Source organism: Streptomyces abyssalis (genome assembly GCF_001751365.1).
GTDB lineage: Bacteria > Actinomycetota > Actinomycetes > Streptomycetales > Streptomycetaceae > Streptomyces > Streptomyces abyssalis.
Genome location: NZ_LJGT01000038.1, coordinates 38607 through 50371, shown reverse-complemented (window position 1 = coordinate 50371; position 11765 = coordinate 38607). Strand labels below are relative to the sequence as shown.

At 70.4% G+C, this 11765-nt stretch carries 6 protein-coding genes and 1 pseudogene; 4 read left to right on the top strand and 3 right to left on the bottom strand.

The annotated features are described in order from the left end of the window. The 3 genes and pseudogenes from AN215_RS29750 to AN215_RS07445 all read right to left on the bottom strand — a co-directional run. On the bottom strand, positions 1-3170 hold a 3170-nt coding region (locus tag AN215_RS29750; protein ID WP_070031128.1), incomplete at its 3' end, for a SpoIIE family protein phosphatase. 4 nt (positions 3171-3174) lie between these two features. After that, positions 3175-3381: a hypothetical protein gene (locus tag AN215_RS07450; RefSeq protein ID WP_070013374.1), complete on the bottom strand. Its 207-nt coding sequence runs from the start codon at positions 3379-3381 to the stop codon at positions 3175-3177. 96 nt (positions 3382-3477) lie between these two features. Next, a pseudogene (locus tag AN215_RS07445) lies at positions 3478-5208 on the bottom strand (SpoIIE family protein phosphatase); the annotation flags it as partial. Between the two features lie 2268 nt (positions 5209-7476). On the opposite strand from AN215_RS07445, the gene AN215_RS07440 reads away from it, so the two are divergent. The 4 genes from AN215_RS07440 (at position 7477) to AN215_RS07425 (ending at position 11762) form a co-directional block, all read left to right on the top strand. Continuing rightward, positions 7477-8316 (top strand): helix-turn-helix domain-containing protein, encoded by an 840-nt coding sequence (locus tag AN215_RS07440; RefSeq protein ID WP_070013378.1) that lies wholly within the window; start codon positions 7477-7479, stop codon positions 8314-8316. Beyond that, positions 8313-8555 carry a DUF397 domain-containing protein gene (locus AN215_RS29080; protein WP_070013380.1) on the top strand — a complete coding sequence of 81 codons (243 nt, stop codon included), beginning with the start codon at positions 8313-8315 and terminating at the stop codon, positions 8553-8555. The genes AN215_RS07440 and AN215_RS29080 overlap by 4 nt, the downstream gene beginning before the upstream one ends. 12 nt (positions 8556-8567) lie before the next feature. Next, the gene (locus AN215_RS07430; protein WP_070013386.1) at positions 8568-9392 is read left to right on the top strand and encodes an SDR family NAD(P)-dependent oxidoreductase; all 825 of its coding nucleotides are present in this window, start codon (positions 8568-8570) and stop codon (positions 9390-9392) included. Between the two features lie 132 nt (positions 9393-9524). Next, positions 9525-11762, top strand: coding sequence for a hypothetical protein (locus tag AN215_RS07425; protein WP_245694331.1), 2238 nt, complete (start codon positions 9525-9527; stop codon positions 11760-11762). The last annotated feature ends 3 nt before the right edge of the window (positions 11763-11765 follow it).

Below are 11765 nucleotides of genomic sequence, written 5' to 3'. Positions count from 1 at the left end.
GCGTCGAGCACGGCTTCGCAGGTCTCCTCGGGTGAGTGCTCCGGGTGCGCCAGCGTCTCGCTGAGCAGCCGGAGCCCGGTGTCGATGTCCTGGTCGCGGCGCTCGACGAGTCCGTCGGTGAACAGGACGAGCCTGCTGCCCTCGGGCAGTTGCAATTCGGTGGACTCGAAGGGCAGTCCGCCGATGCCGAGAGGCTGCCCGGCCGGTACGTCCAGGAACTCGACGGTGCCGTCGGGCCGCGCCAGTGCGGGCGCCGGGTGTCCGGCCTTGGCGATGGCGCAGTTGCGGGTCACCGAGTCGTAGATCGCGTACAGGCAGGTGGCGCCGGCGATGGCGGTCCTGTCACCGGGCGCGTCCTGTTCGAGACGGATGATCAACTCGTCGAGGTGGCCGAGGAGTTCGTCGGGGGGAAGGTCGAGGGAGGAGAAGTTGTGCACGGCGGTGCGCAGCCGTCCCATGGTGGCGGCGGCGTGCAGTCCGTGTCCCACGACGTCGCCCATGACCAGGGCGACGCGGGCGCCGGGCAGGGGGATGACGTCGAACCAGTCGCCGCCGACGCCTTCCTGTGCGGGCAGGTAGCGGGAGGCGACCTCGACGGCGTTCTGCTCGGGCAGCGCCCGGGGCAGCAGCCTGCGCTGCAGCGCCACGGCCATGCCGTGTTCGCGGGTGTAGCGGCGTGCGTTGTCGAGGGACACCGCGGCGCGGGCGGCGAGTTCGGCCGCGAGGGAGAGATCGTCCTGCTCGTATGGCTCGGGTTTCTCCGAGCGCCAGAAGTTGACGACGCCCAGCAGTACGCCACGGGCGCGCAGCGGGGCGGTGATGAGCGAATGGATGCCGAAGTCGATGACGCGCGACGCCCGTTCGTGATCCACGGCCTGCCAGCCCGGGGACTCGCCGAGCCGGGGCACCAGGACCGCCTGCCCGCTCTCGACACTGCGTGCCTGCGGCGAGGACGGCACGAAAGTGATCAGGTCGCCGACGGGGAAGAGGGGAGCGTTGCCTCGGATGCCGTCGAAGGCCGTGCGCCGCATCCGGGCGCCCCCGTCGCTCGTGGAGATGCTCGTGCCGTTCACCCCGGGCTCGTCACCGCCCAGCACGGGCTCGGCCAGGTCGACGGTGACGTAGTCGGCGAAGCGCGGGACCGACACCTGTGCCAGCTCCTCGGCCGTACGGGTCACATCCAGGGTGGTGCCGACGCCGCCGGTCGCGTCGTACAGCAGCTTCAGCCGCCGCCGGACCAGCTCGACCCGCTTCGACGCCTCGCCGATCATCTCCATCACTTCGTCGCTGCGGACCTGCTCCTCTCCGGCCACGGCGTCGACCGCGAGCCGGGCGGACGCGGCGCCGATGGAGCCCGCGAGCTGGGCTTCCGCGTGATGGACCAGCTCCGGGGCCGCCTTGGACGCCAGCGAGTCGGGTCTCCTTCCGGAGTAGGAGCTCAGCGCCCGCTTCGCTCCGTCCTTCCCGAGGAAGCGCTCCAGCAGCGTCTTCAGTTCGCCGACCGTGGCACGGACCTGCCAGCGCCGCTCCGCCGCGGGCACGGCGAGGATGTCGGCGAACTGGTCGGCCTGGGCCCGCTCGACCGCGTTCGGCCGGCCTGCGAGTGAGACTCCGACGAATCCGCCGATGTTCAGCAGCATGCTCCAGAACATCGCGTTGCTGATCGGGTCCATCCCCGTCAGGCCGAAAAGCTGCTGCGGCCGCAGCAGCTCGATGCCGAACGGGCCGTCCCGCAGGAACGAGGACGGCAGCAGGCCGGATTCGGCGAAGCTGGGCAGCAGCAGCGTGTACGCCCACACGGCGAACCCCGCGACCAGGCCCACCAGTACGCCCAGACGGGTCCCGCCCTTCCAGAACAGGGCGCCCAGGATCGCGGGCCCGAACTGTGCCACCGCCGCGAACGACACTGTGCCGATCATTCCCAGAGCCGGGCCCTCGCCCGCGAGCCTGAAGTACGCGTAGCCCAGCAGCAGGATCAGCACGATGGTCGCCCGTCGGATGCCCAGCACCAGCCCGGCGAGCTCGTCGCGGCGCACCAGGCGGGACTTGCCGCGCAGCAGCAGCGGAAGGACGAGTGAGTTGGAGACCATGGTGCTGAGCGCGACCGTCTCGACGATGATCATGCTGGTGCCCGCGCTGAGGCCGCCGATGAAGACGAGCAGCGCGAGCACCTGCGGGCCTTCGGCCATCGGCAGGGCCAGTACGAAGGTGTCGGCGTCGACGGACTCCCCGAAGCGCAGCAGCCCGCCGGCCGCGATCGGAAGTACGAAGAAGGTGATCGCGAGCATGTACAGGGGGAACAGCCACATCGCCCGTTTGAGGTGCTTCTCGTCGACGTTCTCGACGAAGATCATCTGCCACTGCCGGGGCAGCAGCACGATCGCCAGCATGGACAGCAGGTTCAGCCAGATCCACTCGCCGTAGCCCGTCTCCTCGCGCAGGGTGAAGAGCTTGGTCAGGTCGGCGTCGGCGGCCTGGGCGAACAGGTCGTCGAACCCGTCGAACAGCCAGAAGGTCACGAAGATCCCGGCCGAGAGGAACACAACGAGCTTGACCACGGACTCGAAGGCGATGGCGGTGACGATGCCTTCGTGGCGTTCGGTGGTGTCCAGGTGGCGGGTGCCGAAGAGGATGGTGAACGCGGCGAGCAGCAGCGCCACGTAGAACCCGGTGTCCTCGAAGAGCGGTACGTGGCCCAGGTCCGAGGTGGATGTGATCTTGGGGTGCCGCCGCAGGATCTCGAAGGTGTTGGAGACCGCTTTGAGCTGCAGTGAGATGTAGGGGATCAGGGCGACCACGGCGATGACCGTCACCAGGCCGCCGAGCGCGGCGCTCTTGCCGTAGCGGGCGGAGACGAAGTCCGCCAGCGAGGTGATCCGGTGACGGCGGCTGATCCGGATGATTCTGCGCAGCACCAGCCAGCCCAGCGCGAACATGAGCATCGGCCCGAGATAGACCGACAGGAAGCCGATTCCGGACGTGGCGGCCGTGCCCACGTTGCCGTAGAAGCCCCAGGCGGTCTCGTACACGGCGAGGGACAGCGCGTAGACCGTGGCGTTGTTGATCAGGCTCCGGCGTCTGTCCGCCCGCCGGTCTCCGTAGAAGGCGACGGCGAAGAGCAGGCCCAGGTACGCCACCGAGACGACGACGATGACCCAGGTGTCGAGCACGGCGCTACCTCGATCTGCCGCCGATGACGGCGACCAGGACGATCACCATCGCCCAGACGAGGTAGAGGTAGGCCCAGAGCACCGGTACGCCCAAGACCCGGTCCGTGCGGTCGAACTGCGTGAGGAACGGCGGGACGATCAGCACGATCGCCAGCGCCGTCACGGCAGCGAGGCGCCCGGCGAGCTGCTCGTCGTCCTGCGACTCCGCCACGGGCTGCCTCCGCATCCTCAATCTCAGGCCTTGCGACCGCCCAGGTGTCCGGTGCCGCACCGGGCGCCGGTCGGCACCGCACAGCCGGCACTCTGCTCAGTTCAACACAGCGTGGTCGTCGCTGCACTCTGCGCGATCCCGTACTGTCTGCTCCGCCCAGATGACCTTGCCGTCCTCGGTGTAGCGCGTGCCCCAGCGTTCGGCCACCTGTGCGACGAGGAAGAGGCCGCGTCCGCCTTCGTCCATGGTGGCGGCGTAGCGCAGGTGCGGTGAGGTGCTGCTGTGGTCGAAGACTTCGCAGATGAGCGTGCGGTCGCGGATGAGCCGTACGTTGATGGGCCCGGCGCCGTGACGCATCGCGTTGGTGGTCAGTTCGCTGAGGATCAGCTCCGTGGTCTCGACGAGGTCCTCCAGGTCCCATTCCGTGAGCCGTTCGGAAACGGCGGCCCGTACGCGGCGGACTGCGGCGGGGTCGGATTCCACTTCCCACTCCGCGATCTGCCCGGCGCCGAGCACCTTGGTGCGGGCGACGAGCAGTGCGATGTCGTCGCTCTGCAGTTCCGGGAGGAGGGCGTCGAGCACGGCTTCGCAGGTCTCCTCGGGTGAGTGCTCCGGGTGCGCCAGCGTCTCGCTGAGCAGCCGGAGCCCGGTGTCGATGTCCTGGTCGCGGCGCTCGACGAGTCCGTCGGTGAACAGGACGAGCCTGCTGCCCTCGGGCAGTTGCAATTCGGTGGACTCGAAGGGCAGTCCGCCGATGCCGAGAGGCTGCCCGGCCGGTACGTCCAGGAACTCGACGGTGCCGTCGGGCCGCGCCAGTGCGGGCGCCGGGTGTCCGGCCTTGGCGATGGCGCAGTTGCGGGTCACCGAGTCGTAGATCGCGTACAGGCAGGTGGCGCCGGCGATGGCGGTCCTGTCACCGGGCGCGTCCTGTTCGAGACGGATGATCAACTCGTCGAGGTGGCCGAGGAGTTCGTCGGGGGGAAGGTCGAGGGAGGAGAAGTTGTGCACGGCGGTGCGCAGCCGTCCCATGGTGGCGGCGGCGTGCAGTCCGTGTCCGACGACGTCGCCCATGACGAGTGCGACGCGGGCGCCGGGCAGGGGGATGACGTCGAACCAGTCGCCGCCGACGCCTTCCTGTGCGGGCAGGTAGCGGGAGGCGACCTCGACGGCGTTCTGCTCGGGCAGCGCCCGGGGCAGCAGTCGGCGCTGGAGTGCGACGGCCATGCCGTGTTCGCGGGTGTAGCGGCGTGCGTTGTCGAGTGAGACGGCGGCGCGGGCGGCGAGTTCGGCCGCGAGGGAGAGATCGTCCTGCTCGTATGGCTCGGGTTTCTCCGAGCGCCAGAAGTTGACGACGCCCAGCAGTACACCGCGGGCCCGCAGTGGCGCCGCGATGAGCGAATGGATGCCGTACTGGAGGACCCGCGAGGCCCGCCGCTTGTCCACGGTCTGCCAGCCCGGGGATTCACTGAGCCGGGGCACCAGGACCGCCTGCCCGCTCTCGGCACTCCGGGCCTCGGGGGAGTGGGGGCCTCGGGTGATCAGCTCGCCGACCGGAAAGAGAGGTGGATCGTCGCGGATGCCGCTGAAGGCGACGCGCCGCAGCCGCGTACTGCCGCCGCTCGTGCTGATGCTGGTGCCGTTGAACCCTGGTTCGTCACCGCCCAGCACGGACTCGGCCAGGTCGACGGTGACGTAGTCGGCGAAGCGCGGGACCGCGACCTGCGCGAGTTCCTCGGCCGTACGGGTCACATCCAGGGTGGTGCCGACGCCGCCGGTCGCGTCGTACAGCAACTCCAGCCGCCGCCGGACCAGCTCGACCCGCTCCGACGCCTCGCCGATCATCTCCATCACTTCATCGCTGCGGACCTGCTCCCCTCCGGCCACGGCGTCGACCGCGAGCCGCGCCGAGGCCGCACCGACCGACCCGGCGAGCTGGGCCTCCGCGTGATGGACCAGCTCCGGGGCCGCCTTGGACGCCAGCGAGTCGGGTCTCCTCCCGGGGTAGGCGCCCAGCGCACGCTGCGCGCCGTCCTTCCCCAGGAAGCGTTCCAGCAGCGTGTGCAGTTCGCCGACCGTGGCACGGACCTGCCAGCGCCGCTGCCGGCCAGGCCCCTCCGGGGTCTCGACGAACTGCTCCGCCTGCGCCCGCACGGCGGCGTCCGGCCGGCCGGCGAGTGAGACGCCGACGTATCCGCCGATGTTCAGCAGCATGCTCCAGAACATGGCGTTGCTCATCGGGTCCAGCCGCGGAAGGCCGAACAGTCGCTGCGGCCGGAGCAGCTCGATGCCCCAGGGACCCTCATGCAGGAGTGACTGAGGCAGCAGGCCGGATTCGGCGAAGTTCGGCAGCAGCAACGTGTAGACCCACACGGTAAATCCGGCGAGCAGGCCCACCATGACGCCCTGACGGGTCCCGCCCTTCCAGAACAGGCCGCCGAGGATCGCGGGCCCGAACTGTGCCACGGCGGCGAACGACACCAGGCCGATCGACACCAGCGCCGGCCCTTCGCCGGCGAGCCGGAAGTACGCGTAGCCGAGCAGCAGGATCAGCACGATCGTCACCCGGCGGATGCCCAGCACCAGCCCCGCCAGATCGTCCCGGTGCGTCAGCCGGGACTTGCCACGCAGCAGCAGCGGCATGACGAGTGAGTTCGACACCATGGTGCTGAGCGCGACCGTCTCGACGATGATCATGCCGGTGGCAGCGCTGAGGCCGCCGATGAAGACGAGCAGTGCGAGGGCCTGCTGGCCTTCGGCCATCGGCAGGGCCAGCACGATGGTGTCGGCTTCGACGGAGTTCCCGAAGCGCAGCAGCCCGCCGGCCGCGATCGGAAGTACGAAGAAGGTGATCGCGAGCATGTACAGGGGGAACAGCCACATCGCCCGTTTGAGGTGCTTCTCGTCGACGTTCTCGACGAAGATCATCTGCCACTGCCGGGGCAGCAGCACGATCGCCAGCATGGACAGCAGGTTCAGCCAGATCCACTCGCCGTACGAGGTCTGGTCCCGCAGCGTGAACAACCTGGTCAGGTTGATTTCGGCTGCCTGGGAGAACAGGTCACCGAGCCCGCCGAACATCCAGAAGGCCACGAAGACCCCGACCGCGAGGAACGCCACGAGCTTGACCACGGCCTCGAACGCGATGGCGACGACCATGCCTTCGTGGCGTTCGGTGGTGTCCAGGTGCCGGGTGCCGAAGAGGATGGTGAACGCGGCGAGCAGCAACGCCGCATACAACCCGGTGTCCGCCATCAGCGGGACGTGGCCCAGATCCGGGGTGGAAGGGCTCTTGGGATACCGCCGGATGATCTCGAAGGTGTCGGACACCGCTTTCAGTTGAAGCGAGATGTAGGGGACGATCCCGATCACGGCGATGACCGTCACCAGACCGCCCAGTGCGGCGCTCTTGCCGTAGCGGGCGGAGACGAAGTCCGCCAGCGAGGTGATCCGGTGACGGCGGCTGATCCGGATGATTCTGCGCAGCACCAGCCAGCCCAGCGCGAACATGAGGGTCGGCCCCAGATAGACCGGAAGGAAGGCGACACCTTCTGTGGCGGCCTGGCCCACGCTGCCGTAGAACGTCCACGACGTGGCATACACGGCAAGGGACAGCGCGTAGACAGTGCCGTTGTTGATGATGCTCCGGCCGGTGTCCGCCCGCCGGTCTCCGTAGAAGGCCACGGCGAAGAGCAGGCCCAGGTACGCCACCGAGACGACGACGATGACCGAGGTCCGGAGCACGGCCTTACCGCCCGGCGAGCTGCTCGTCGTCTCGCGACCCGGCCACGCGCTGCCTCCGAATCCTCACTGTCACGCCTTGCGACCACGCAGGTGCGCCCTGTACAGCACCTCGCTCAGTCCAGCACGGCGCCGGGAGGCCCGCTACCTCGTCCAGGGCCGCCAGGAGCGCTGCGGCTACCTCGTTCGCAGCACTCCCGTCGCCCGTGCGGGCGAGCCGGACGGTCCCGCAGCCGGTACGCGGCCCCTGCGTACGAGCACCACCCGGTGGACACATCCGTTAACTCTCTGTGAGCATCTCCAAGTGGGAACAGGCCAGGGCGAAGGCCAGTACAGCGGTACCGGAGGGGGCCGGAAATGGCGCACAGCGCGGGCAGGTCTTGGGTCAGCGAGCCGGACACGTCGGACAGCCTCAAGTCCTTCGGCGCGGTCGTGAAGGTCTTCCGGGAGCGGGCCGGGTTCACCCAGCACGCGCTGGCCGAGGAGGTGCAGTACTCGCACCCGATGATCTCCTCGATCGAGCAGGGCCGCCGACTGCCGCCGCCGGACTTCGTCGAGAAGGCCGAAGAGGCCCTCAACGCCTTCGGGGTGCTGCGCGCTGCGGCTCAACACGTCGGGCGGCAGCCGGGGTTGGCGACGTGGTTCCGTGAATGGGCACGGCTGGAGAAGGAGGCGGTCAACCTCTGCACGTACGAGTGCCGTCTGGTGCCGGGGCTGCTGCAGACGGAGACGTATGCGCGTGCCGTCTTCGACAACAGCCTGCCGCCGCTGGAGGACAGCCAGCTCGAATCACAGGTCACGGCGAGGGCGGAGCGGCAGCGGCTGCTGGACGAGCTTCCCAACTCGGCGTTCAGCTTCATCATCGAGGAGGCCGTTCTGATGCGGCGGCTCGGCGGTGTCGCGGTCACCCGGGAACAGCTCGAACACCTGCTGGAGCGCGGCAGGTTGCGCAACGTGGAGATCCAGATCGTGCCCGCTACCGCGCAGGAGCACGCCTGCCTCCACGGCCCCGTACGGCTCCTGGAGACTCCGTATCACCGCTGGCTGGGCTACAGCGAGGGGCAGGAGAACGGACGGTTGATCTCCGACCAGAAAGAGGTCAGCGTGCTGCAGATGCGGTATGCCAAGATGCGCTCACAGGCTCTCTCCCACTCCGAATCCATGAGCCTGCTGCAGCGGATGCGAGGAGCGCTATGACCACCGGACTGGCATGGTTCAAGTCGAGCTACAGCAGCCCTTCGGGCGACGACTGCGTCGAAGTCGCCCTCTCCTGGAGCAAGTCCAGCTACAGCGGCACCGAAGGCGACAGCTGCGTCGAGGTCGCCGCCTGCCCCGGCACCGTCCACGTCAGGGACTCCAAGGACAAGGAAGGCCCACAGCTCGCCGTCGCCCCCGGCGCCTGGTCCGCCTTCGTCTCCCACGCCGCTCAGGCGTAACTCCCGTACTCCATGGGTCGGTTCGAGGGTTACGCGGCGCTGGTCACCGGCGCCGGGCAGGGGATCGGCGCGGCCGTCTCCCGCCGACTGGCGTCCGAGGGCGCGGGGGTGACGGTGACCGACCTGGACCGTGAGCGGGCCGAGCGTACGGCGGAGGCGATCCGTGCGGGCGGCGGCGAAGCCCTCGCCGCCGCCTGCGACGTGCGCGACAGGCAGGCCGTCGAGGCGGCCGTGTCACAGGCCGTGGGCCACTTCGGCCGCCTCGACGTACTGGTCAACAACGCCTACCGCTGCTCCCCGGACGCCGAACTCCTGGAGGACGAGCCGGACTCGGTCTGGGACGGCGATCTGGACACCACCCTCTCCGGCGCCTTCCGCTGCGCACGCGCCGCGATGCCGCACCTGGCGGCGGCGGGCGGACGCGGCGCGATCGTCAACGTCGGCTCGGTCAACGGCATTCAGGACTTCGGCAACCACGCCTACAGCGCCGCCAAGGCCGCTCTCGCCTCCCTGACCCGTACCCTCGCGGGCGACGGCGGACCGCGCGGCGTACGCGTCAACCTCGTCGCCCCCGGCACGGTGCGCACCGAGGCGTGGGCCGGGCGGGACGCGGCCCTCGAACGTGCCGCCGCCCTCTACCCGTTGGGCAGGGTCGGACGCCCCGGTGACATCGCCGCGGCCGTCGCCTTCCTGGCGTCCGCCGACGCGGAGTGGATCACGGGCGTCACGCTTCCTGTCGACGGCGGCATCACCGCGGTCAACTCCGGCTTCCAGCAGGCCATGAGCGTTCCCGAAGACCCGGGCCAGGGCCCGCCGTCCCCTCCCGTGACTCACTGACACTCTGTCAACTCCCCTTTGTTCGGCCGCATTTGCTCTCGATGAACAAATGCGTGTTCCGCTAACGTTGCGTGGCACACCGGTCACAGTTGACCGATCCCGGGCAGCCTGCGCCGGGCTGGGGAGCACTCCATGGGGGAGTCCGTGCGCGAAGACCTCGGGTACGAGAAGCTGCTGGAGCAGGACGGCTTCTTCGCGCACCTGCTGGGCCGGTCGCCTTCCGGCGCCGAACGGGACCTGACGTACGGCCCCGACCTCCCCGTGGTGCTGCTCACCGGCGGCCCCGGAATGCACAAGGGGCGCCTGCTGCGCGAGGTGCGGGACGGTTTCGCCGCCAAGGTGCCGGTGATCCATCTGGACTGCGCCTCACCGGTGTTCGAGGTCCGTGCCGCTGCGGAGCCCGGCGCACGCTCGGCCGCCACCGAGGCCCTCGCCGAGGTCGCCCGGCGGCTGAGCAGCTGGCAGGGGACGGGCGGCTCGTTCGCCTTCCCCAGGCTCTTCGCGGGCCTCGCGGTGATCGCGTCCGGCGTCGCGGACGGCACCTCCGCGGCGGTCGCGGCGGAGGTCGAACGGTACGGGGAGCTGCCCCAGCGGCAGCGCCTGCGCGGCCTGGCGGCGGGCGACTTCTGGACGGGCGTGCTCCACGGCACCGTACGGAACCTGCTGACCGCCCTGGTCGCGGACGGGCTCGGCCAGTATCCGGCGGCAGCGAGCACCGCCCTGCTGGACGCCCTCTTCGATCGCCTGGCGCCCCGGGGCAGGGTGGAACTGCAGCGGATCTACGGCGCCTATCCCGGCGCCGCGGGCCAGCCCAGGCACGGGTTGAGCAATCTCGCCGACGACTTCCAGGCCGGCGACGAGGCGCGGGAGGTCGCGGAGGGCTTCCTCTTCCGGGCGCTGCGCGAGGACTTGGAGGCGGCGTACGCGTCGGCGTCCGGCTGGCTGCGCCGGGTCGGCCGTCCGGGCCTGCTGCTCGACCACGCCGAGTCGCCGCTGGGGGAGGGGCTGCTGCGCGCCGTGCTCACCGACCGGCGGGGCGGGCAGCGCGACCGCGTGGTGATCGTCGGCACGGCGCGCAGGCCCGACGGCGGCGCCTTCCTGCACGCCGGTCTGCCGCCCGGGGACGCGTCGCCCCCGGCCGTGTTCCGGCCCGCCGACGGCAAGGCGCCGGCGTGGTCCCGTCGTACCGGCGAGGGGTCGGACCAGGTGCCGCTCGCCGACGGCGTGCTGCTGCTGCGGATGCCTCTGCTCACCGGGGACCAGATCCGCCGGGAGACCGAGCGCAGGCAGACGCGGGCGGAGCCCGAGGGCGGCGCCAACCGCCGCCGCGTCGACGGCGCCGTCGCGCGGCTGAGCGGCGGGCGGCCGCACACGGTGATGCGGCTGGCCGCGGCGGCGGCCTCCTTCCGGATGCCCGCCGGCGCCAACGACCGGGACGTACTGGACGCTCCGCTGCGGCTTCCCGGCGACGGCGCCCCCGAGCGGCCGGTGGCTCAGGTGCTGCTCCAGGAGCTGGTCCTGGACCAGTTGCCGGTGGGGCTGCCGGACGAACACCGTGCCCAGTGGCTGGACTTGCTCACCCACCTGTCGGTGGCGCACGACGAGGAGTGCGCCGACGTACTGCTCCGCCATCACCAGTCGGGCCAGGTGCACCGCCTGACGGCGCACAACGTCTCGACGCTGCTCACCGACACCGGATGGCCCAGCTGCGAGCGGCACTTCATCGCGGACTTTGGGCTGCGTCAGATGCTGGTGCACCGGCTGTACGGGCTGCGCCCCGGCGGCGCCGCCTGGCACGCCGACCACCACCTGCTGCGGGACCACTACGCGGAACGCGCGGCGGCGGACGAGGGGGCCGGGAGCAGGACGGATGACGGGGCGGGCGGAGGGGCGCCGGACCAACAGGCCCCGGACGACCGCGCGTTCCGCTCGGTCACGACGCACCGGATGAACCATCACCTGGTCTCCGGCGGCGCGGACGACGTCGTCAGTCATCTCGCGGGCACGCTGCCGGGACGTCCCGGGGAGTGGTGCGCGGAGCTGCTGGACATCGCGCAGGCGCCGTACCCGGGCGACGTGGACGGCCGCCGTGAGCGCGCACAGGGCCTGGTCGCGGTGGAGGACGGACCGGCGCTGCAGCGCACCGTCGACCAGCTGCTGCACGCGGTGTGGCTGTGCGAGGAACGGACCAGACCGACCGGACGGGAGACGGCCCGCACGCTCGCCAGGCTGCTGGAGCTGTTGTCGATCATGGACTTTCCCGGGGCCGGGAAGCTCAGCAAGACGGCGACCGAATGGCGTGAACTGGCCGCGAACGACCAGCCGTTACGGCGCTGCACCTGCACCGAACAGCTCGGGCGAAGGAGGTAGCGG

Coding starts and splice junctions, on each gene's coding strand:
- AN215_RS07440 (WP_070013378.1), top strand. CDS start 7,477: ATGGCGCACAGCGCGGGCAGGTCTTGGGTCAGCGAGCCGGACACGTCG.
- AN215_RS29080 (WP_070013380.1), top strand. CDS start 8,313: ATGACCACCGGACTGGCATGGTTCAAGTCGAGCTACAGCAGCCCTTCG.
- AN215_RS07430 (WP_070013386.1), top strand. CDS start 8,568: ATGGGTCGGTTCGAGGGTTACGCGGCGCTGGTCACCGGCGCCGGGCAG.
- AN215_RS07425 (WP_245694331.1), top strand. CDS start 9,525: ATGGGGGAGTCCGTGCGCGAAGACCTCGGGTACGAGAAGCTGCTGGAG.